Annotated in this window: 21 protein-coding genes and 1 tRNA gene; 19 read left to right on the forward strand and 3 right to left on the reverse strand. The window is 41.9% G+C overall.

Annotated elements, in window-relative coordinates:
- Positions 1 to 4 precede the first annotated feature (4 nt).
- Complete coding sequence (locus CU053_RS04655; RefSeq protein ID WP_100551034.1) at positions 5 to 1,750, reverse strand: proline--tRNA ligase; 1,746 nt, start codon at positions 1,748 to 1,750, stop codon at positions 5 to 7.
- 197 nt (positions 1,751 to 1,947) lie between these two features.
- On the opposite strand from CU053_RS04655, the gene CU053_RS04660 reads away from it, so the two are divergent.
- The 9 genes from CU053_RS04660 to CU053_RS04700 all read left to right on the forward strand — a co-directional run bounded on the left by CU053_RS04660 (position 1,948) and on the right by CU053_RS04700 (position 9,607).
- On the forward strand, positions 1,948 to 2,550 hold the full coding sequence (locus CU053_RS04660; RefSeq protein ID WP_100551035.1) for a 4'-phosphopantetheinyl transferase family protein: 603 nt from the start codon (positions 1,948 to 1,950) through the stop codon (positions 2,548 to 2,550).
- 55 nt (positions 2,551 to 2,605) lie between these two features.
- Positions 2,606 to 3,166 (forward strand): L-threonylcarbamoyladenylate synthase, encoded by a 561-nt coding sequence (locus tag CU053_RS04665; protein ID WP_100551036.1) that lies wholly within the window; start codon positions 2,606 to 2,608, stop codon positions 3,164 to 3,166.
- Positions 3,167 to 3,279: 113 nt separating this feature from the next.
- On the forward strand, positions 3,280 to 4,050 hold the full coding sequence (locus CU053_RS04670; protein WP_158107008.1) for a hypothetical protein: 771 nt from the start codon (positions 3,280 to 3,282) through the stop codon (positions 4,048 to 4,050).
- 100 nt (positions 4,051 to 4,150) lie between these two features.
- On the forward strand, positions 4,151 to 5,008 hold the full coding sequence (gene lpxC, locus CU053_RS04675) for a UDP-3-O-acyl-N-acetylglucosamine deacetylase (protein WP_100551038.1): 858 nt from the start codon (positions 4,151 to 4,153) through the stop codon (positions 5,006 to 5,008).
- A 139-nt stretch (positions 5,009 to 5,147) separates the two neighbouring features.
- On the forward strand, positions 5,148 to 5,798 hold the full coding sequence (locus CU053_RS04680) for a hypothetical protein (protein WP_100551039.1): 651 nt from the start codon (positions 5,148 to 5,150) through the stop codon (positions 5,796 to 5,798).
- A 62-nt stretch (positions 5,799 to 5,860) separates the two neighbouring features.
- A complete protein-coding gene (locus tag CU053_RS04685; protein WP_100551040.1) occupies positions 5,861 to 6,970 on the forward strand; it encodes an anhydro-N-acetylmuramic acid kinase in 1,110 nt (369 codons plus the stop codon).
- Positions 6,971 to 6,980: 10 nt separating this feature from the next.
- Positions 6,981 to 8,267, forward strand: coding sequence for an AmpG family muropeptide MFS transporter (locus tag CU053_RS04690; protein WP_199244213.1), 1,287 nt, complete (start codon positions 6,981 to 6,983; stop codon positions 8,265 to 8,267).
- 27 nt (positions 8,268 to 8,294) lie between these two features.
- The gene (locus tag CU053_RS04695) at positions 8,295 to 9,113 is read left to right on the forward strand and encodes an SDR family NAD(P)-dependent oxidoreductase (RefSeq protein ID WP_100551041.1); all 819 of its coding nucleotides are present in this window, start codon (positions 8,295 to 8,297) and stop codon (positions 9,111 to 9,113) included.
- Positions 9,114 to 9,229: 116 nt separating this feature from the next.
- On the forward strand, positions 9,230 to 9,607 hold the full coding sequence (locus tag CU053_RS04700) for a RidA family protein (protein WP_100551042.1): 378 nt from the start codon (positions 9,230 to 9,232) through the stop codon (positions 9,605 to 9,607).
- Positions 9,608 to 9,872: 265 nt separating this feature from the next.
- On the opposite strand, the gene queG is transcribed toward CU053_RS04700, so the two are convergent.
- A complete protein-coding gene (queG, locus tag CU053_RS04705; RefSeq protein ID WP_233263339.1) occupies positions 9,873 to 11,018 on the reverse strand; it encodes a tRNA epoxyqueuosine(34) reductase QueG in 1,146 nt (381 codons plus the stop codon).
- A gap of 77 nt (positions 11,019 to 11,095) precedes the next feature.
- Positions 11,096 to 11,183, reverse strand: a tRNA-Ser gene (locus CU053_RS04710).
- Between the two features lie 259 nt (positions 11,184 to 11,442).
- Here CU053_RS04710 and rplM point away from each other — a divergent pair.
- The 10 genes from rplM to CU053_RS04760 all read left to right on the forward strand — a co-directional run bounded on the left by rplM (position 11,443) and on the right by CU053_RS04760 (position 21,222).
- Positions 11,443 to 11,871 carry a 50S ribosomal protein L13 gene (gene rplM, locus CU053_RS04715; RefSeq protein WP_100551044.1) on the forward strand — a complete coding sequence of 143 codons (429 nt, stop codon included), beginning with the start codon at positions 11,443 to 11,445 and terminating at the stop codon, positions 11,869 to 11,871.
- 15 nt (positions 11,872 to 11,886) lie between these two features.
- Entirely contained in the window at positions 11,887 to 12,279 is a 393-nt protein-coding gene (gene rpsI, locus CU053_RS04720; RefSeq protein WP_100551045.1) for a 30S ribosomal protein S9, read from the forward strand.
- Between the two features lie 186 nt (positions 12,280 to 12,465).
- Positions 12,466 to 13,071, forward strand: a complete 606-nt coding sequence (locus CU053_RS04725; RefSeq protein WP_100551046.1) for a glutathione S-transferase N-terminal domain-containing protein — start codon at positions 12,466 to 12,468, stop codon at positions 13,069 to 13,071.
- Between the two features lie 17 nt (positions 13,072 to 13,088).
- Entirely contained in the window at positions 13,089 to 13,496 is a 408-nt protein-coding gene (locus tag CU053_RS04730) for a ClpXP protease specificity-enhancing factor SspB (protein WP_100551047.1), read from the forward strand.
- Between the two features lie 4 nt (positions 13,497 to 13,500).
- A complete protein-coding gene (gene hemF / locus CU053_RS04735; RefSeq protein WP_100551048.1) occupies positions 13,501 to 14,421 on the forward strand; it encodes an oxygen-dependent coproporphyrinogen oxidase in 921 nt (306 codons plus the stop codon).
- A gap of 265 nt (positions 14,422 to 14,686) precedes the next feature.
- A complete protein-coding gene (locus CU053_RS04740; protein ID WP_100551049.1) occupies positions 14,687 to 15,010 on the forward strand; it encodes an ATP-dependent Clp protease adaptor ClpS in 324 nt (107 codons plus the stop codon).
- 123 nt (positions 15,011 to 15,133) lie between these two features.
- A complete protein-coding gene (gene clpA / locus CU053_RS04745) occupies positions 15,134 to 17,362 on the forward strand; it encodes an ATP-dependent Clp protease ATP-binding subunit ClpA (protein WP_100551050.1) in 2,229 nt (742 codons plus the stop codon).
- A gap of 116 nt (positions 17,363 to 17,478) precedes the next feature.
- Positions 17,479 to 18,574, forward strand: a protein-coding gene (gene prfB / locus CU053_RS04750) for a peptide chain release factor 2 (protein ID WP_100551051.1) whose coding sequence is annotated in 2 segments (ribosomal slippage) — positions 17,479 to 17,550 and positions 17,552 to 18,574 — 1,095 coding nt in all. Because the reading frame shifts where the segments join, the coding sequence is not laid out codon by codon here.
- Between the two features lie 241 nt (positions 18,575 to 18,815).
- Positions 18,816 to 20,354 carry a lysine--tRNA ligase gene (gene lysS, locus CU053_RS04755; RefSeq protein ID WP_100551052.1) on the forward strand — a complete coding sequence of 513 codons (1,539 nt, stop codon included), beginning with the start codon at positions 18,816 to 18,818 and terminating at the stop codon, positions 20,352 to 20,354.
- A 598-nt stretch (positions 20,355 to 20,952) separates the two neighbouring features.
- Positions 20,953 to 21,222 carry a hypothetical protein gene (locus tag CU053_RS04760; RefSeq protein WP_100551053.1) on the forward strand — a complete coding sequence of 90 codons (270 nt, stop codon included), beginning with the start codon at positions 20,953 to 20,955 and terminating at the stop codon, positions 21,220 to 21,222.
- Positions 21,223 to 21,380: the final 158 nt, after the last annotated feature.

Raw genomic sequence — 21,380 nt, forward strand, 5'->3', positions numbered from 1 at the left:
TACGTTAATCAGTTGGATCTACCGTTTGGGTAATGCTGGTTTGCCTGACACATACCTTATGTAAAATAGCGTCAATGGTATAAGGGATATGTTCTTTTTTCTGGGTGCGGCGACATTTATACTCGATCATATCCTCTTCCAGGGTTTGCTCCCCAATAATGAGCTGATGAGGGATCCCGATTAAATCTGCATCGGCAAACATAATGCCTGCACGCTCCTTTCTGTCATCAAATAGAACGTCAAACCCTGCGGCACGCAAATCATTATGAAGTTTGGTGGCAACTTCAAACACTTTACTTGATCTGTGCATATTCATTGGAATAATTGCAATATCAAAAGGCGCAATTTCGCCTGACCAGATAATGCCATCTTTATCATGCGATTGCTCAATAGCTGCAGCAATAACTCGCGAGACACCAAAGCCATAACAGCCCATGATTAAATCCTGCTTTTTGCCATTTTCGTCAAGGATACTGGCACCCATTGCTTTGGAGTAGTGATCACCCAGTTGGAAAATATGCCCCACTTCAATGCCGCTGGTTTGCTGGAGAACCCCCTTCCCATCAGGGGATAAATCTCCAATGACAACATTGCGGATATCAGCAAGCTCATAGCTTGCAATATCACGCCCCCAGTTGACGCCAAAAAGATGAAAATCATCTTCATTGGCGCCGCAGACAAAATCACTGAGCATCGCAGCACTATAATCAACAATGACAGGGATCGGAGCATTGACAGGTCCAAGTGATCCTGCGCTGGCTTTAAATACCACTTGAATCTCCTGATCACTGGCGAAAGTAAATGGTGCCGTAATCTGCAGCAGTTTTCCTACCTTGATTTCATTCAGCTCATGGTCACCTCGCACGACTAGTGCAAAGAGCTTATTATGGCTGTCTTTAATCACAAGCATTTTAACCGTTTTGATACTCGCAAGGTTAAATTGCTGACAAATATCATTGATCGTTTTGAGTTTCGGCGTAGCTCTTTTTTCTAATGCTTGGGCTGGCTTGGCACGCTGACTCAAATCGGGCTTTAAATATTCGGCCATTTCAATATTAGCCGCGTAATCACTTTGGTCACTATAGCAAACAATATCCTCGCCAGCGGCAGCCAGCACCTGAAATTCATGCGTTTTACTGCCGCCGATGGCGCCCGCATCGGCGTTGACAACGCGAAACTCAAGTCCTATGCGTCGCAGAATATTACAATATGCCGTGTGCATTTTTTGATAAGTCTCTTCTAGACACTCGTAGCTGCTGTGAAAAGAATAAGCATCTTTCATGATGAATTCACGCGCACGCATAACGCCAAAGCGTGGACGGATCTCATCACGGAACTTCGTTTGAATCTGATATAGATTCAGAGGGAGTTGCTTGTAGCTTTTTATTTCCTTACGCGCAATATCAACGATGGGCTCCTCATGGGTCGGACCATAACAGAAATCACGATGATGGCGATCCTGCATTTTTAGAAGCTCTGGTCCAAATTTTTGCCAGCGATGGGTTTCTTGTAATAGCTCAGCAGGCAGGATGCTCGGCATTAATATCTCGCAAGCGCCCGCCTTATCCATTTCCTCGCGGACAATGGTCTTAACTTTTTGCAGCACTTTCATGCCCGTAGGCAGCCATTGATAAATGCCTGAGGCAAGTTTACGGATAAGCCCTGCTCTTAGCATGTACTGGTGACTGATCAGTTCAGCATCTTTAGGTGTTTCTTTTTCCGTGGCAAGTAAGGTTTGTGAGACTCTCATAATTTATGATTCAAAGGACGATAGGCGCTCATATTAGTTCGTTTTTTCGGCGGGTTCAAGCAGATTTACAGAAAAACAGTTGACGCTTAGGTTGATAGCAAGGATATTAACGAGTTATTTAGTTTTTCAATAGACCTGTACGCATAGTGATTGAGATATATATACTGAAACTTGCTTGTTTTGCTGAGCAGCAGGCAATGGCTGACCTGCCTGCGCAAATCACGCTTAAAGCCACAGAATTCAAGCTGGTAAAAAAACGAATAGAATATCTGGCTTCGCAGTGGCTGCGCCATAGGGTGTTGAGTCAATACCTGGACGGTAAGTCAGATAAATTGCGGTTTGCAACAACACACTCAGGACGACCTTATCTTCTTGACAGTGACATTGATTTTAATATCAGCCACACCACGGACTATGTGGTTATGGCAGTAGCTAAAGGGCAGAAAGTGGGCATTGATGTACAAATTAAAAAGGAAAAAATTGATGCCTTAGCCATTGCTAAGCAATACTTTGCAGAAAGTGAATACAAAGCATTACTCGCCGTGACTGACTTAACGCAAAGGAGTAATCAGTTTTATTGGTTATGGGCATATAAAGAAGCCAGCTTAAAACTTACAGGTGAAGGGATAGTCCATGGTTTGGATCGTTATGCTTTCGATGTAGATAGCAATGGAAAGCTTAAGTCAGTGATCCTTGCACAGCGAACTTTTACCTATTTTAGTTATGCTTTGGATCAAAACACACTGATGTGTCTTGCCTTTGAAAATAAAAATAGCCCGATAAACTTATGCTATTTGTGAATATACAACCATTACGGTATAGTGCCTTTTGTTTTTGAATCAATGTATTTTGCCGATGAAGATTAATAAAGACGACATAGACATAATGGTTTCTCTGCTAAAAGAAAATAAGGTGCTGGCATTGCCAACGGAGTCGGTTTATGGCCTAAGTTCGGTGCTTGAACCCAAAGCAGTGCAAAAGATTATGATACTTAAAAAGCGTAGCCACAATAAGGGATTTATTGTGCTATCAGGGGAAATAGAGCATTTACTGAGCGTTATTGATACGAGTCTGCTAAATGATATGCAGATTGCGAGACTCAAAAAAAAACACAACCGCGCAACAACCTGGATTGTACCAGTAAAGCCAGAATTTCGCTGGCTGACTGGACAGTTTGACAGCATTGCCGTGCGCCTGACTTCACATCCGCTTTTAAGCGAATTAACGCTGAAGCTTGATCGACCAATTATTTCAACGAGCGCAAATATTTCCGACATGCCTGCGGCAACTTCAGCAGCGGAGGTGAAAAAATATTTTGCCGATCAGGTTGATTATGTTTATGTGCAAACTAATTTTGTTGCAGCTAAACCGTCGCGATTAATTAATTTATTGACAGAAGAAGTATTAAGGGATTAGTAGAGATCAAGCCTAAGCAATAAAAATCATAAATCATCATCCAGCGCTAGGCGATGCTCAAATTAGTTTCTATACTGGGCGCTATTGGACATCAATACGGACTTAAATTAGGTATGAAAAAGTTATTTGGTTCACTGGAAAAAAAAGGGAAAGGTATGAATGCAGATTCTGAATTGATGGGGAATAAGGTTCCACAAGAGAAGAAATCACCAATGACCAGGCAGCAAAAATTAATGGTGCTTGGTGGTGTTATACTTCTGTGTATTTTGGTGTTTCAGCTGTTTACCATGAGCGATCAAAAAGAGGCTCAAGCACAGCACCAAGCCGTGCAACTGCATATTGAAGATCAGGCAGGAGTAACCAGAAATACACTTGCTGATATTATTCATGCCGAAACCGAGCAGATACGTAGATCAGCAGATGCAAAAGTGACTGAGTTACAGCAAATGATCCTAAATAACAGCACGGAAGTAATAACTCAGCTGCAACAATTGCAAATGAAGTTGGATGAAGTACAAAAGCAAACCAAGAGTTTTGATAAACTCAGTGATGAGTTAGTGCAAAAACTTTCGGCAAAATTACAACACGCTCCCGCAGCCAAAGCAGGTATTGAAAAAACAGACAGCGTTCACACCATCCCTTTTGCCAGTTCAACTGCAGACAAACTGGCAACAAACTACCGAATTTATTCAGTCAATAGTTATGGTTTGGTGCTTCAAGCCGAAGATGGAACTTTTACAATTGCAAATATTGGGAAAGTATTACCAAATCTTGGTGAAATCACTTCAATGACGACCAATGAAGTGGTTGCGGGAGATTACAAAATCATTGCTAATCCTGCTGGATTTAAGGTCAATGAAACGGCTGCAATTTCTAACTATTAGTGGAGTAATACGGCGTATCAGATACTACAATCAGACTTGTGCTGCGTGGTGAGTTCATGGATAATCGTGCCCATAAGCTTCTTCTGGATACACCTAAAAAATGCAACAGCAAACCATTAATCACCTCATTGAAGTATCGGGTCTTGGTTTACACTCAGGGACTGAGGTTAAGATGCGATTACTTCCTGCAGCCGTAGATGCTGGAATCGTGTTTAGACGTATAGACTTGCCCCCTATAAGAGAAATCAAGATCACGCCCTTTAATATCACTGAGGCGATCATGTGCACGCTTTTGGTATCACCTGAGGATAAGACCGTTTCTGTTGCCACGATTGAACACTTAATGTCGGCATTATGTATGTTTAGTATTGATAATGTCATTGTAGAAATTGATGCGCCCGAGCTGCCTGTGATCGATGGTAGCAGTATTGCGTTTGTCAGGGCTTTTGAAGAAACAGGGGTTAAGACCCAAGATAAAAAGCGTCATCTGCTCAAAGTGCTAAAATCTGTGCGCGTTGAAGAAGAAGACAAATTTGCTGAGGTGCATCCTGCGAACAAAACCAGTTATCGCTTTGAAATCAAATGGGATCATCCTGTGATTGCAAATACTCCTGCCATAGTTGAATTCTCAGGTGATAAACAAATGTATATTGATCACGTTGCCAAGGCGCGTACTTTTGGCTTTGTCGATCAGCTTGATTATTTGCACGCAAATAATCTGGCCAAAGGAGCCTCCCTTGATAATGCCGTTGGCATTACCAACGAGGGCATTGCTAACCCAGAGGGCTTAAGATATCCCGATGAATTTGTGAAGCACAAGCTCTTAGATGCCATTGGCGATTTTTATGTGGGCGGTGCAATCTTGGGTCGTTTTAATTGTTACAAGTCAGGGCATACACTCAATAATAAACTTTTAAGAGCATTGTTTGCTGACAAGAGTGCCTGGGAATATGTTTAAAACGTTAGGGACTTATTGAACACGCCTATGCAAGCGGAGATCTTGTCAAAGCCTAATTTTGGTAGCAATAAAAGTAGCTAAAGTCTGAGAAATTCGTTATGCTTTAGCAAGGTTTAGCAAGTTCAAAGTGATTATTTAAATGGCAAAGCGGTTATTGATTTTATTGATTACCTTATGTTTGATTGCTGGTGGCGCATATTATTTTTTTGGCGCGCATGAAAAAAGTAATATAAATCAGGCAAAATTAAATCAGCCCGATCCAGCAGCAACTGGACTGTACCAGATCCTGCAAACTGCTCATTTTATTGAGCAGGGACAGCAAAATGCCCCGCATCGCATGTATGTGATTTTTGATCCTAATTGCATTTTCTGCCATGCGCTTTTTGAAGCATCACAAAAACAAGTTGATACGGGGAAGTTGGCTATTCGCTGGGTACCCATCGGTGTTATGAAACGCTCAAGTCCGTTAAAAGTGATGGCTATTTTGAGTGCTGCATCACCCATTGACGCACTTAAACAAAATGAAGCTCGGTTTAACGATGCTCAAGAGGAAGGGGGCATTCCCCCTATCGTCAATCCTGGTGCCAGGGAGATTGCGCAGTTTAACCATAACATGACCATCTTAAAAGGGCTGATTAATTCTGTACCAGTGGTGGTGTACAAAAATGCGCAAGATCAGCCAAGAATCAGTGGCGGTTCGTTATTGCCACTGCAAGCTGACAAAGCATCATTGGCAAAAAATGAACAAAAAGCAGATGAATTTATCAAAACTGTTGGCAAGAGCTGGTAGTACGATGATGGTTATTATTGCCTTAATTTCAGTATCAATAATCTTAAAGTGAATGAGTCCAAATGAGCGCGCAATATTACCTGGGTATTATGTCAGGGACCAGCATGGATGCTATTGATTGTGTGGTCACTGGGTTTGATACGACTAACTTTCAATTAATCGCACATTCCAGCTTCTCCTATCCTGGAAAGATAAGAGACAGAATAAATCAGATTTATCAAAATAATTACAGTGTATCGCTCAATGATCTTGGCGATTTGGATTACACCTTAGGCGCGGTCTATGCGGAATGCGTCAATAAGCTACTGGCTTTGCATAAGCTTGATAAAGCACAAATCAAAGCGATAGGCTGCCATGGTCAGACAGTCTATCATCACCCAGAAGGTGAGATAAAATTCAGTATTCAACTGGGCAGTGGCAATGTGCTCTCGGCACAGACGGGACTCCCAGTGATCAATGATTTTCGCAACAAAGATATGATTTTTGGGGGGCAAGGTGCTCCCTTGGTGCCTTTGTTTCATCAAGCTTTCTTTGCACATGAGTCGAATCCACGAGTTATTTTAAATCTAGGAGGTATTGCCAATATCTCCTGCCTGCATCCACATAAACCACTTATTGGATTTGACACGGGACCCGCAAATACTTTGATTGATCAGTGGATTAAAAAGCATAAGCACAAGCCTTTTGATGACAGTGGCTCATGGGGAAGGGGTGGAGTTATTCAAATCACAGTTTTAGATAAAATGCTCGCTGATCCTTATTTTGCCAAAGAAGCACCAAAGAGTACAGGACTCGAATACTTTAACTTAAACTGGCTCAATCAGTTTTTATCAGGCGATGAAAAGCCACAAGATATTCAAGCAACCTTGCACGCTTTGACTACGCAATCCATCGCACAGCAGCTCGTGAAAGCACAGCCAGATACAAAAGAAATTTATGTTTGTGGCGGAGGTGCTCGCAATCACTTTTTGTTAGAACTTTTAAAAACATTGCTGCCAAACATTACCATAAAGCCAATTAAGCACCTGGGCATTGATGAGGAATGGATTGAGGCGGTGGCGTTTGCATGGTTTGCCTATTGCCATATTAACCGCATTAAAATCCCTTTCTCTATGACAACTGGAAGTAGGGAAGATAGTGTGGCAGGAACCTGGCATTTTTTAACTAAGTAAGGGGAAAACAATGAACCTGAGTTTTTCACAGCAGCTAAAAGCAGCCACTATTGATAGCGTTGCTGGTTTATTTAAAAGTCGCAAAATGCTGGTGATGTTTCTTTTGGGTTACTCATCTGGTTTACCTTTGATGCTAACGGCGTCTTCACTCACGCTTTGGTATAAAGAGTCGGGTATTAGCATCAAAGATATTGGGTTACTAACCCTTGTGGCACTGCCATATACAATAAAGTATCTTTGGTCCCCCATCATTGATCGCATAAGTTTTAAATATCTGGGACACAGAAAGGGCTGGATCCTACTGATGCAGATCCTGCTGATCTTTTGCGTGTTTTTATTAAGCCAGTTTTCTCCTGTGCAATCACCACTGATCATTGCATGGATTGCCTTGGCAATCTGTTTTTTCTCAGCAACACAAGATATCGCGATTAATGCTTATCAAACAGAAGTATTGAATGAAGATGAGCGCGCCTTGGGAAGTGCAGTGTCGGTGCTGGGTTACAGAGTGGCGATGATGGTAACGGGTGCCTTATTATTGATTTTTGTGCAGTATTTTGATAATGACTGGCAAAAGGGGATGTTGATGCTTCTGCCTTTTTTTGTAATTGCCATAACGGGGACTTTTCTGGCACAAGAGGCTCAAGTGAGAAATCAGCCAAAAACCTTTGCCGATGCGGTAATCTTGCCGTTTTACGATTTTTTTACCCGTCGTGGCTTTGGTGTTGCAATCGCTGTGTTACTGGTTATTATTTTTTACAAATTTGGTGATGCGTTAGCTTTTTCCCTTAATACCGTATTTTTTTCAGAGCTTGGGTTTGATAAAACCACCATTGCACTTTCGTATAAAACCAATGCACTTGTCTTTACCCTCATTGGGCTTGTGTTGGGTGGAATGCTTGCTAAGGGATTTGGCTTGTTTCGTACCTTTTTAGTGTTTAGTCTCATGATGGCAACAGCCAATCTAATGTATATGTGGTTGGCATTTGTTGGTCAAAATTATTATCTGATGGTCATCTCGGTTGCCGTTGAATATATGGTAGGAGCCATGGGTACGGCAGTCCTTGTCGCAATGATTATGAGTCTAGTGAATAAAAGCTTCTCCGCAACACAGTTTGCGGTGTTAAGCTCCATCGACTCTTTAGGTCGGGTGCTCGTAGGTCCACTGGCGGGGAATATACAAGCAAACTGGGGATGGGAGGTATTGTTTTTCAGCAGTTTTCTGATCGGTATCATGGTCACCTGTGGCATCTGGCTTGCGCGCAGGCACATTATGTTGATGGCAGACCTGCATGGGTAGAATAAAAGTGTATTTGGATTGAGTGATATGAGAAAACAAACAATATTGATTACAGGGTGTTCGCATGGTGGTATTGGCTATGCTACAGCGAAATATTTAAAGACGCTTGGGCACTGCGTTTTTGCCTGTGCAAGACAGCAAACGGACGTTGAGCACCTCATAAGCGAAGGATTTGATGCTTATTTGATGGATGTTAGAAATGATGAGCAAATTAATGCGGTATTAGCCGATATATTAAGAAAAACAGATAATAAGCTCGATGCTCTGTTTAATAATGCAGGATACGCGCAGGCTGGCGCGCTTGAAGATCTTCCAACCGAATATCTACGAGAACAATTTGAGACAAACGTATTTGCTTTGCACAAACTCACCCGAGTGATACTAAAGGTCATGCGCAAACAAGGATATGGAAAAATTATCCAACATGGCTCTGTTTTGGGTTTGGTTTCCCTCAAATATAGAGGGGCATATAATGCAAGTAAATACGCAATCGAGGGTATTGCTGACACTATGCGTCAGGAGTTAAAAGGCTCAAACATATATATGAGCACATTAAATACGGGTCCTATTACGAGCAAGATCAGGGAAAACTCAATGGAAACTGTAAAAAATATCGATCTGAAAGACTCGGTGCATATCAGGGAATATGAGAAAATAATGACAGGAAAACATAAACCTGTGCCATTTAATAAAGAAGTGATTGCTGTCGCCAAAGTGATTGAGAAAATACTTGAAGCCAAAAAACCTGCTCCTAGGTATAGCATCACTAAATTCACGCTACTTGCAAAGCTGCTCAAAAGAGTGCTGCCAACCAGAGCGTTAGATTATATTTTAAATAAATTTTAAAAGTATAGAAATGCTTGCAAAGCTGCTGGAAAAGCCGTTGACAGTGCTTTTCAGCACGACAGAACGCAATAGTCAGAAATAAATATAATCACCGCCAAAATAAATGAGGGTCGAAAATGAAAGAAATTGTGCAAACTAATCATGCCCCACAAGCCATAGGTCCCTACGTGCAGGCAATTAAGGCAAATGGAGTGCTTTACACATCTGGTCAAATCCCATTGTTGGCTAATGGCGAACTGATAAATGGTGGTATTCACGAGCAGACCAGACAAGTCATGCTGAACTTAAAAGCGGTCATTGAAGCGGCAGGAAGCTCCATGGGAAGAGTCATAAAAACCACATGCTTTATTAAAAACATGGATGACTTTGCCTTGTTTAACGAAGTATATGCTTCATTTTTTGATGGAATCACTCCGCCTGCACGCTCTTGTGTTGAGGTAACCAGACTACCAAAAAATGTGCTTATCGAGGTTGAAGCGATTGTTATGCTGTGAAAAAATCTTAATGTGATTAAAATATAATCAAAATTTATAGAAATGGTAAATATCGCACAAAGATTTAGTTAAACTCCTATTTATTTCGGTTTTGCTTTTGTCCATACTGACACTCAAGCAACGGATGGCAACCTTAACGGATGAAGGTAGAAATGGATAGCCCCTCCCCCGCATGGATGAATTGATGAGGATAAGGATATCCTGAAAACTAAAGGATAAAGTAAAGGAAGACATGGATAGCACTCCACCCACATGGATGAATTGGTTAGGATAGGGATATCCTGAAAACCTGACATTTTTCTCTTTGTTCCCTAATCCCCCATTCGATGTGTTCTAGCAATAATGAATGGTTGATGTACTTATTTCTAGCGTGATACAGAATGCCAAGAATTTCAGCCGAAGCTGGGGCATTACCTAATGCAACGTATACATTTCTAAGCCAGGACTGGTAACCAATTCGGCGAATTGCTGAGCCTTCAGTGTGCTTCAAGAAATCTTCTTCTGACCATTGTGAGAGGGAAATGAGAGTCTGGTTGGTTAAATATGCTCGCGCCAAAAAATCATTTTCGCATGTTATTGGTGCATTTTTATTGATGGGACACACAAGCTGGCAATCATCACAACCGTAGATACGATTACCAATGGCCTGGCGATATTCCATCGGAATAACCCCTTTATTTTCAATAGTTAAGTATGAAATACACTTGTTGGCATCGATCATTCGATTTTCAACGATGGCGTTAGTTGGACAAGCCTTAATACAGGCCTGGCATTTGCCACACTGATCGTGGGGCTTTGGTTGGGTAAATGCGCTAAAATCAAGACTGGAATAAATGCAGCCGATGAAGAAAAAAGAGCCCTCCGTGGGATGGAGCAAGTTACTGTTTTTGCCTATCCAGCCAAGTCCAGCCTTTTCGGCTAAGGGCTTTTCAAATACTGGTGCACTATCAGTGAAAACACGAGCCGCATATTCAGGGAAAAGCGTTTGAATATACTCAGATAATTTCACAAGTTTATTGCGTAAAACTTTATGGTAGTCTCTGCCGTGGGCGTAGATGGAAATAGCTGCCTTATCAGAGGGCGTGCTTAATTTTTTACGAATATTTTTAATATCATAGCTTTGCGGTAAATAATTCAATCTCACAACGATAACGCTTTTAGTACCTGCGACAAGCTCCTCTGGCGTGTAACGTTTGCTGCCATGTTTGGTCATATACTCAAGCTCAGCGTGATAACCCTGTTCAATCCACAGGTGATATTTGGGAATATACTCACTCAGGTTGCAATCGGTTGCACCAATATCAGAAAAATTAAGAGTTTTAAGTGCAAAGTCTTTAATGCGACTCCATTGTGTCGTGCTTACGTTACGCATTGTGTTGTCTGCTGTGAATTCAAGCACTTCTGACGGCATTGCAAGATTTCTTCTGCGCCAAAAGCTATTGTATCGATTGGTGTTAAAAGGTTTTGCGAGTGTGAAATCATTGGTTATGGCGGAGAGAGAGGGATTCGAACCCCCGGACCTGTTACAGTCAACGGTTTTCAAGACCGCCGCTTTCGACCGCTCAGCCATCTCTCCGAATGTGCGCCAATTATAACGGCAATTTTGCAAATAGAAAGATGCTCATTTCATTTTTTTCCAAAAAAATAACACCCACAATTGCCATGATTGTAATTTATACAGCAGCTTTACAAAAACGCCTAAATCATAAATTTAGCCCTTCTATTTAACCAGCTGACATGATAGAATCGCCACGCTTAAATTTTTAGGTTTAAACCAACCTAAACAGAATCAGCAAAACTGAGTAGTTAATAATAAATAATTTAAGGTAACAAAGATGAAAACGTTTAGCGCTAAGGACGATCAAGTCAAAAGAGAATGGCTTTTGATCGATGCAAATGGTAAAACTTTAGGTCGCCTTGCAACTGAAGTTGCAAGACGCCTTCGCGGCAAACACAAGGCTGAATACACACCACACGTTGATACGGGTGACTATATTATCGTTATCAATGCTGAGAAAGTTGCGGTAACAGGCAACAAGCAAAAAGATAAAATCTACTACCACCACACAGGCTATATTGGCGGTCTTAAGTCTATTTCTTTTGAAAAGCTGATAGCACAACATCCAGAGCGTGCAATTGAAACTGCTGTTAAGGGCATGCTTCCTAAGAATCCTTTAGGTCGCGCGATGTACAAAAAGCTAAAAGTTTATGCTGGTGAATCTCACCCACATACAGCGCAACAACCACAAGTTTTAGAAATATAAGATAGGATAGGAACAATGACTCAAGCATACAATTACGGTACTGGTCGTCGCAAAAGCTCAGTTGCTCGTGTTTTTATGAAAAAAGGCACTGGCAGCATTATTGTTAACGGGTTACCACTAGATGACTACTTCGGACGTAAGACCGCAAGCATGATAGTAAGACAACCACTTGAATTAACCAGCACACTAGAAAGTTTTGACTTCAAAATCAATGTTCATGGTGGCGGAGAAACAGGTCAATCAGGAGCAATTCGCTTAGGAATTGCGCGCGCTTTGGTTGATTTTGATGAAACTTTGAAGCCTGAGCTTCGTCAGGCTGGCTTTATCACTCGCGACTCTCGTAAAGTTGAACGTAAGAAAGTGGGCTTCAGAAAAGCACGTAGAAAACGTCAATTCTCCAAGCGTTAAGAAAATATCTTTATTTTTCGTATAACTTTGTATTTATTCAAAAGCCCAGCTGGCACATGCCAAGCGGGGCTTTTTTGTTATCACCACACATTTCTGCGCACTGAAATGGTGCAAAATGACTGGTGAGTGGTATATAATGCGCAAGCTAATGTAAATAACTCCAGTAAACAAGGATAATTGGGATAAATGTCTGCTCAAAACAAACGATCATCAATGACTTTATATACCAATAGTAACGATCCTTTTTGTCACAGAATTAAGATGATTCTTGCCGAAAAAGATATCAGCGCAGATATCATTGATGTAACTGTTGAAAATAAATTGGAGGAGCTCTATGAGCTTAATCCTTATGGCAAGGTGCCCACACTGATGACTAAAGATCTTATCGTCTACGAGCCCAATATTATCTTTGAATACTTAGAAGAGCGATTCCCCTACCCGCCTTTGTTATCTGTATTTCCACTTGAACGCGCCCAAGCGCGCATGTTATCGAAAAAGATTGATACTGAATGGATGCCTTTTTTAATCAACGCACTTAATGCCGAAAATGAGGATATGAGGCAGGCAAATAAAATTGCACTGCTAAAAGCACTATTCTCACTGAATCCGATTTTAAGCAGGCAGCCTTACTTGTTGGGAGAAGACTTCAGCATCGTAGACTGCTCCTTAGCCGTTATTTTATATAATCTCCCCAAATTAGATATTCGTTTGCCTGAGAAGGCAATGCCACTGATTAAATATGCTAAGCGCTTGTTTGCACGTGTTTCATTTAGAAAAAGTATTAGAAACTAAAAGAAAGGAAAAATCCCATGCCAATGCTACGCGCTTATTTGATTGAACCTGTGTATGACTGGATAATAGATCACGACCTGACTCCCTACCTGCTGATAGACACCGAATACGATGGCGTTATTTTGCCTGAGAACTATGTCGATGACGATGGGAAAATACTGTTGAATATATCTCCCGAAGCGATTGAACGGTTTGACTGTGATGATTACTACATCCGTTTCGATGCAACTTTTGATGGTAAAATCATGTCGCTTCAAATCCCGATTGAAGCCGTACTTGAGCTCTATGCTGGCGAAACTTCTCAAGGTCTTTATGCCAGAGAGTTTGGCTATGGTATTGATATTTATGAGGGGGAGACCGAGAATGATGTCAATCCACCAAAAGACAAGCCGAAACAAGGCGGCAGTGGTCTGCGCCTTGTCTGATAACATGGTAACGCCATACGATATTCAACCAGTTAGACGCTATTTACTTCAACTACAGGATGACATTTGCCATCAACTACAACAAATCGATGGTAGCGGGTTTCATGAAGATAACTGGCCATACCAGAATGGCGAAGGTGGCGGACGTACTCGCATACTGGAGAATGGTCAGGTCATTGAAAAAGGCGGGATTAATTTTTCCCACATTCAAGGACAAACCCTACCTGAAGCTATCCTTAGCATGAAACCTGAGCTAACAGGATTTTCGTTTCAGGCTATGGGAGTCTCCCTTGTTATTCACCCTTTAAACCCATACGCACCCACCTCACACATGAACGTACGTTTTTTTATTGCTGAAAAAGAAGGTGAAAATCCAGTCTGGTGGTTTGGTGGTGGCTTCGATTTAACGCCTTTTTATGGTTTTGAAGAAGATTGCATTCACTGGCACACCATGGCATATGATGCGTGTCAAGGCTTTGGTGATGATCTTTATACCAGATATAAAAAGCAATGTGATGAATATTTTTATCTTCCTCATAGAAATGAATGTCGCGGTGTTGGTGGACTCTTCTTTGATTATTTAAATCAATGGAATTTTGAACAGTGCTTCGCCTTTACGCGCTCTATTGGCAATCATTATATTAAGGCTTATGCTCCTATCTTGGAAAAACGCAAAGATACTCCTTATGGCGAGCGTGAGCGTGAGTTTCAGCTATATCGCCGCGGACGCTATGTCGAATTTAATCTTGTGATTGATCGCGGAACCCATTTTGGGCTGCAATCAGCAGGACGCACGGAATCCATTCTCATGTCACTGCCCCCTTTGGTTAAATGGATTTATAACTACCACCCTAGAGCAGGTTCTGCCGAAGAAAAACTCTATACGGATTTTTTACCGATCAAAGATTGGCTGAGACGGAAATGACTCACTGCAGCATTCTATAGTGCGATTTTCACGCTAGAATCCCTTAGTTACGTGATCCTAAAGCATGGCTTAAAATTTGATTGCGTATTAACCACTGTTTAACTTGCATTTAGCACTCCTTTTTGCTGTAATTCCTCGGCGGTCAAAACGTGATCACTTTAGTTTTGACCCACAGCCCACTTGGTCGTATGACTACAAACCTTGGTCATGAATGCAGTGGTTGATATATGAAGCAAGTGATTGAGTTAAACCAGAGGAGTTAGCTATGTTAGATCTTGATATCGAACTGACTAAAGACACTAAGACCGCCTTTCAGCAACCAGCGATTGAGCAGGATGGCGCACTCGTGCGTAATGTTTATGTCCTTAATGACGACTTCACGCCAATGGAGTTTGTGCTTGAGGTAGTGCAGAATGTTTTTAAACTTGGGTCTCAAAATGCTGAAAGGGTAACTATGGAAGCGCATTATAAAGGCAAGGCGTTATGTGGGAAATATCCCAAAGACCTTGCTGAAACAATGGCTTGCAAAGCAATGGATATTGCCCAAAAAGCAGGTCACCCCCTGATGCTTATCACCAGTAGAGCTTGACGCTCTTTCCCTGGTCTTTTAATTTTTTTCGCAAAAAAAACTCGAAACTGGTAATTCGAGTTTTTTTGTGCCTGTATTTCGTTTATCATTGTGCAAGGAAACACAAACAATTACAGGCGTTGTATGCTAAGTAAGGAACTCGAACAAACGTTAAATCAAGCATTTCAGCATGCCAGAGACCTGAAACATGAATATTTGACGGTAGAGCATTTGCTCAGCGCGTTGGTCGATAATGCAGATGCAAAAAAAGTTTTAAAAGCTTGTGGAGCAAACCTCTCAGAGCTTAAAAATATACTCAATACTTTTATTGAACAGTCCACCCCAAAAATTACTGAAGATGGCAAAGATACTCAGCCAACTTTGGGGTTTCAACGGGTATTACAGCGTGCGGTGTTTCATGTGCAATCTTCAGGTCGTGGAGAGGTACAAGGCTCTAATGTTTTAGTTGCGATCTTCAGCGAACAAGACAGTCAGGCGGTAAATTTCTTAAAGCAGCAAAATATTACCCGCCTTGATGTTGTTAATTATTTATCACATGGAGTCTCGAATAATGGTCAGGGCAGTGCCCAGCAACCAGTTTCAAGCGCTGCGGCAGAAGAGCAAAAAGAAAAAACACCACTTGAATTATATGCGGTTAATCTTAATCAACGCGCTAGAGAAGGCAAAATTGACCGCTTGATTGGTCGCGACTATGAAATTGAGCGTGTCACACAGGTGCTGTGTCGCAGGCGCAAGAACAATCCGCTGTTGGTTGGCGAGGCGGGTGTCGGCAAAACCGCAATTGCCGAAGGTCTTGCCAAAAGAATCGTTGATAAGCAGGTTCCTGATGTCTTAGACAACGGGACAATCTATTCGCTTGACATGGGGACGATGCTGGCTGGGACTAAATATCGTGGCGATTTTGAAAAACGCTTTAAAGAAGTACTGAAACAGCTCCAGGAGGAAGAGGGTGCTATTTTATTTATTGATGAAATTCACACCATTGTTGGTGCAGGAGCTGCCTCTGGTGGTGTGATGGACGCCTCTAATTTAATCAAACCAGCACTTGCCTCAGGCGATTTAAAATGTATCGGCTCTACGACCTATCAGGAATACCGCACGATTTTTGAAAAAGATCACGCACTGGCACGAAGATTTCAAAAAATTGATGTCGAGGAACCGACGATTGAGCAGACTTATGAAATCTTAAAGGGATTAAAGCCTTACTTTGAAGATCATCATAATATCAAGTACACTTTGCCCGCACTTCAAGCAGCGGCTGAGCTCTCTGCCAAATACATCACTGAGCGCTTTTTACCTGATAAAGCGATTGATGTTATCGATGAACTTGGCGCATACCAGCGCACAAGTGGTAATGCAAAAAAGAAAAAATTAATTAATGTCACTGACGTTGAGAATATGGTGGCGCGTCTTGCGCGTATTCCTGCCAAAACAGTATCGGCATCAGATAAAAGCTCAATGGTGAACCTCGGCAAGGATTTAAGAATGCTTGTCTATGGGCAGGACGAAGCCATTGAAGCCATGGTGGATACCATTAAACTAGCCAGGGCTGGACTTCGTGATCCCAATAAACCTTGGGGATCTTTCCTTTTTGCAGGTCCTACTGGTGTTGGTAAAACCGAAGTAACTCAACAGCTTGCCAATCTTCTTGGTGTTGAGCTTTTGCGTTTTGACATGTCCGAGTATATGGAAAGGCATACTGTATCTCGTTTAATTGGTTCACCCCCAGGTTACGTGGGTTATGAAGAGGGGGGGCTACTCACCGAGGCAGTAACCAAACACCCTTATGCAGTCGTTCTGCTTGATGAAATTGAAAAGGCTCACCCTGATATTTATAATCTGCTGTTGCAAGTCATGGATCATGGCACATTAACGGACAACAACGGCAGAAAAGCAGATTTTAGAAATATTATTTTAATTATGACCACAAACGCAGGTGCTTTTGAATTGCAAAAAAATTCCATTGGCTTTGCTAAACAGGATAGTGCTCCTGATAGTATGGATGCGTTAAAACGCATCTTCACCCCTGAGTTTAGAAACCGCCTGGATGCTGTTATTCAGTTTGCGTCACTGTCCAAAGAGGATGTTAAGTCGGTTGTTGATAAGTTTCTCGCACAGCTCCAAGGACAGCTTGATCCTCGCGGAGTGTCGCTTGAAGTTGACGACAAAGCGAAGGAATGGCTTGCTGAGCATGGCTACGATGAGAAAATGGGCGCCCGCCCGATGGCGCGTTTAATTCAGGAAACCATTAAAAAACCGCTGGCAGAAGAAATCCTGTTTGGCAAACTTGCCAGCGGCGGACGTGCTGAATTAACGGTTAAAAATAACAAACTAGCCTTCAAATACAGTTAGCACAAGCATTTTCAAAAAATAAAAAAGCCCGCCTGAGCGCCGCTTTCATATGCTCTTTGTCGATTGTTATGCTAAAATGTCGCCCACTTTAACACCCAAAAAATGAATTTATTCTAATGGAAGTAAATAGCTATAAAGTTCAGCTGAAAGAGATGAACGAACGCCTGGATACGCTTAGGGGGTATCTTTGACTTCACACACAAAAAAGAGCGTTTAGACGAAGTACTCATGGAGCTTGAAAATCCAGAGATTTGGAATGATCCAGAGAATGCTCAGGCACTTGGCAAAGAAAAGACCGCACTTGGAATGGTAGTGGAGAATGTCTTAGAAATTGAACAAGGCATTGCCGATGGGCTTGAATTAATAGAACTTGCGCAAGAAGCAGATGATGAAAGCATTTTAACTGAAGTGGTGGCTGAAATTTCTGAGCTTGAAGCATCCCTTGCCAGGCTTGAGTTTATGCGCATGTTTAGTAACCCCATGGATCCCAATGATGCTTTTTTAGATATTCAATCAGGTTCAGGAGGAACTGAGGCACAGGATTGGGCGCAAATGCTGATGCGTATGTATTTGCGTTGGGGGGAGGCGCATGGCTTTAAAACTGAGTTGATTGAAGTATCTGACGGCGATGTAGCAGGAATTAAAAGTTGCACGATTAGATTTGCAGGTGAGTATGCGTATGGCTGGCTTAGAACCGAAACAGGGGTGCATCGCTTAGTGCGTAAGTCGCCATTTGATTCAGGTAATCGTCGCCACACCTCATTTGCCTCTGTCTTTGTCTCTCCTGAGATCAGTGATGAAATAGAAATTGACATCAATCCTGCTAATTTACGTATTGATACTTATCGCGCTTCAGGTGCTGGGGGACAGCATGTAAATCGAACAGATTCCGCGGTGAGAATTACCCACGAACCAACGGGTATCGTAGTGCAATGTCAAAATGATCGCTCCCAGCACAAGAATAAAGATCAGGCGATGAAGCAGCTAAAATCGAAGCTGTATGAGCTTGAAATGCAAAAGCGCAATGCCGAAAAGCAGGCTTTAGAAGCGTCTAAATCAGACATCGGCTGGGGGAGTCAGATTCGCTCGTATGTGCTTGATCAATCACGCATTAAGGATCTTAGAACTTCAGTTGAAAATACTAATACACAGGCAGTATTAGATGGTGATTTAGATCGCTTTATTGAAGCCAGTTTAAAAATGGGTTTGTGATTGGGAGGTTAGTAAAATTCTACCTACGTTAATGTAAGGACATATGCAATATTGTTGGCAGTAAAAGAAATAAAATAAATCGGCTTAGGCAAATTTTCCGCCCAAACAAAAGTCACGGTCATTCCCGCGAAGGCGGGAATCCAGCTTTTAAATGACTCCTGCAACCTCGCACAGGGTGACAGTGGGCGGGAAGATGGTCGGAGTCAATAAATCAAAGCAAAAGTTAAGTTAGGTAATAGCAATGACAGAGCAAATGCAGAGTAAAGTATTGAGCAAAGAAGAAGCACAAATCGAAGAAAATAACCAGATTCAGGTGCGAAAAGAGAAGCTTCAAGCACATACCAGGGTTAATAATGGCATTGGTTTTGCCAATGACTTTAAGCCCGACGCTGCTGCTGCGTGTTTACGGGCAAAGTATGGCGCGATGGAAAAAGCCGAACTTGAGGCGCTAGCGCATAAACCTTACGCCAAAATCGCAGGTCGCATTATGCTTAAACGTATCATGGGTAAAGCTTCCTTTATCACGCTGCAAGATATGTCAGGACGTATTCAAGCCTATATTCGCAAAAATGATTTGACAGCAGGTGAATACGAGCGCTTTACCGATCATTGGGATCTGGGAGATATTGTTGGTATTGAAGGCACATTGTTTAAAACCAACACAGGCGAGCTTTCTGTTCACGCAACGAGTATTAAACTATTAACCAAAGCCATTCGCCCGCTTCCTGATAAATTCCATGGCTTATCGGACCAGGAGATGCGTTATCGTCAGCGCTATGTTGATTTGATGACCAATAGCGACAGTCGCAAGGTTTTTCAAACGCGTGCCAAGATCATTCAATTTATGCGTCGTTATTTTGATGAACATCGCTTCATGGAAGTAGAAACCCCAATGATGCACGTTATTCCAGGGGGAGCTTCCGCCAAACCATTTGCCACGCACCACAACGCCCTCGACATGCCGCTTTATTTGCGTATCGCTCCTGAGCTTTATTTAAAGCGCTTAGTCGTGGGAGGCTTTGATCGCGTGTATGAGATTAACCGCAATTTTAGAAATGAAGGCTTGTCAACGCGTCACAATCCTGAGTTTACCATGATTGAGTTTTATCAGGCCTATGCTGATTACACAGACCTGATGGATTTAACCGAAGATCTTCTGCGTAAGATGGCACACGAGGTGTTAGGCACAACAGATATTCGTTATCAGGGTCAAAACTACGATTTGGCCAAACCTTTTGTACGCATGAGCATGTTTAATTCCATTCTGCATTTCAATCCAGATATCACCAGAGAACAGTTAGCTAATTTTGATGAAGCCGCTGCTATTGCTAAAAAGCTTCATCTTAAAATTGAACCACATTATGGTCTAGGCAAAGTACAAACGGAAATCTTTGAAGAAACCGTTGAGCATTGCTTGATCCAGCCAACCTTTATTACCGAGTATCCAGCCGAGGTGTCACCCTTAGCGCGCAAAAATGACCATAATCCATTGATTACTGATCGTTTTGAATTCTTTATTGGCGGTCGTGAAATTGCCAATGGTTTTTCTGAGTTAAATGACTCAGAGGATCAAGCGGAGCGTTTTAAGGCGCAGGTAGCCGCCAAAGATGCAGGAGATGACGAGGCGATGTTCTATGATGCCGATTACATCCGTGCCTTAGAATATGGTCTGGCTCCAACCGCGGGTGAGGGAATTGGTATTGATCGCCTGGTCATGTTTTTTACCGATAGCGCATCCATTCGCGATGTGATCCTGTTCCCGCACATGCGACCTGAATAACTCCAGTTAAAGAAGACAAACCCATATTACGACCTAAACACCAGGAACCGATTATTACAGAAACAAAAAAGGTCGCTGTCGCGACCTTTGAATTATGGCGTCCCCAAGGGGATTAGACTTATGTTAGTTAAATCTCTGTAATATATAGTTTTAATGCGTCGCACATAAAATTAGGTATACGTTTTGGCATACACATTAAAATTTCCATAATACAGCCCGTCTAATCAGACACAGCCAATACTATCACAAGGAATTATGAAAAACCATAAGGGGGATAAAATTCCAAGGCTGTCCCCATCTTAAATTTTAGACTTTTTCTGATTGGAATTAGCAAAGAAATGGCTATGTCTCACGCTAAGTGTTAGTGAAATTGCTGAGAACAAAGCCTTTAATTTTGAACTTGATCTCAAATAAGCCACGCAATGTTTTTATCGTAACCAACTTACTAATTTAGATGGGACAGCCCTGGCGGACTACTTGGACAATCTAAGGAACGGTAAAAACGTGGTTAATCTATCTGATTTCAAAACAGGATAGTTGATATTATGAAGTATCAGTTAGCTATACTTTCCGATATTATAATATCAAAGATGCTTTGATGAGACTTCACATCAAGCTACCAACACGACTCACCACCGTTACTCTACATGATATGCTTTATCAATTATTGAGCCTTAAAATCACAGGCAAACCAGACAGTAAAAATCAAGTTATGAATTGGCTCAGCCAGAGGCTGTCAGATAGGCTTGGTAAATTGCCTAAACGCCGCAGTATGAATACTGGCTTATCTCAGTATGCTGTTGAGGAAATATTAGAAGAAATCGTTCAGCCAGAAATACTAAAGGAGTATGATAACGTCAACTGTTGAGGTGGTGTTGATACTATAGTATCGAAATGACTTATTCAATCGCCCCCATCCTCAAATTGAGGAGGTTAAAACAAGAGGTGTAATATCCACCCTCCCAGTGGGGAATGGCAATTTAAGCATATGCGTTGTGTATCCTTAAATACTTACCACTACCCTAG

Origin of the sequence: Caedibacter taeniospiralis (assembly GCF_002803295.2) — a bacterium.
GTDB classification, from domain to species: Bacteria; Pseudomonadota; Gammaproteobacteria; order Francisellales; family Francisellaceae; genus Caedibacter; species Caedibacter taeniospiralis.

Excerpts from the sequence above, each read along its gene's own strand:
- CU053_RS04725 (WP_100551046.1), top strand. The coding sequence starts at position 12,466 with ATGTCTGCTCAAAACAAACGATCATCAATGACTTTATATACCAATAGT.
- lysS (WP_100551052.1), top strand. The coding sequence starts at position 18,816 with ATGACAGAGCAAATGCAGAGTAAAGTATTGAGCAAAGAAGAAGCACAA.
- CU053_RS04670 (WP_158107008.1), top strand. The coding sequence starts at position 3,280 with ATGAAAAAGTTATTTGGTTCACTGGAAAAAAAAGGGAAAGGTATGAAT.
- rplM (WP_100551044.1), top strand. The coding sequence starts at position 11,443 with ATGAAAACGTTTAGCGCTAAGGACGATCAAGTCAAAAGAGAATGGCTT.
- CU053_RS04695 (WP_100551041.1), top strand. The coding sequence starts at position 8,295 with ATGAGAAAACAAACAATATTGATTACAGGGTGTTCGCATGGTGGTATT.
- CU053_RS04690 (WP_199244213.1), top strand. The coding sequence starts at position 6,981 with ATGAACCTGAGTTTTTCACAGCAGCTAAAAGCAGCCACTATTGATAGC.
- CU053_RS04760 (WP_100551053.1), top strand. The coding sequence starts at position 20,953 with ATGAGACTTCACATCAAGCTACCAACACGACTCACCACCGTTACTCTA.
- CU053_RS04660 (WP_100551035.1), top strand. The coding sequence starts at position 1,948 with ATGGCTGACCTGCCTGCGCAAATCACGCTTAAAGCCACAGAATTCAAG.
- lpxC (WP_100551038.1), top strand. The coding sequence starts at position 4,151 with ATGCAACAGCAAACCATTAATCACCTCATTGAAGTATCGGGTCTTGGT.
- rpsI (WP_100551045.1), top strand. The coding sequence starts at position 11,887 with ATGACTCAAGCATACAATTACGGTACTGGTCGTCGCAAAAGCTCAGTT.
- clpA (WP_100551050.1), top strand. The coding sequence starts at position 15,134 with ATGCTAAGTAAGGAACTCGAACAAACGTTAAATCAAGCATTTCAGCAT.
- CU053_RS04680 (WP_100551039.1), top strand. The coding sequence starts at position 5,148 with ATGGCAAAGCGGTTATTGATTTTATTGATTACCTTATGTTTGATTGCT.
- hemF (WP_100551048.1), top strand. The coding sequence starts at position 13,501 with ATGGTAACGCCATACGATATTCAACCAGTTAGACGCTATTTACTTCAA.
- CU053_RS04665 (WP_100551036.1), top strand. The coding sequence starts at position 2,606 with ATGAAGATTAATAAAGACGACATAGACATAATGGTTTCTCTGCTAAAA.
- CU053_RS04655 (WP_100551034.1), bottom strand. The coding sequence starts at position 1,750 with ATGAGAGTCTCACAAACCTTACTTGCCACGGAAAAAGAAACACCTAAA.
- CU053_RS04730 (WP_100551047.1), top strand. The coding sequence starts at position 13,089 with ATGCCAATGCTACGCGCTTATTTGATTGAACCTGTGTATGACTGGATA.
- CU053_RS04685 (WP_100551040.1), top strand. The coding sequence starts at position 5,861 with ATGAGCGCGCAATATTACCTGGGTATTATGTCAGGGACCAGCATGGAT.
- CU053_RS04700 (WP_100551042.1), top strand. The coding sequence starts at position 9,230 with ATGAAAGAAATTGTGCAAACTAATCATGCCCCACAAGCCATAGGTCCC.
- CU053_RS04740 (WP_100551049.1), top strand. The coding sequence starts at position 14,687 with ATGTTAGATCTTGATATCGAACTGACTAAAGACACTAAGACCGCCTTT.
- queG (WP_233263339.1), bottom strand. The coding sequence starts at position 11,018 with ATGCCGTCAGAAGTGCTTGAATTCACAGCAGACAACACAATGCGTAAC.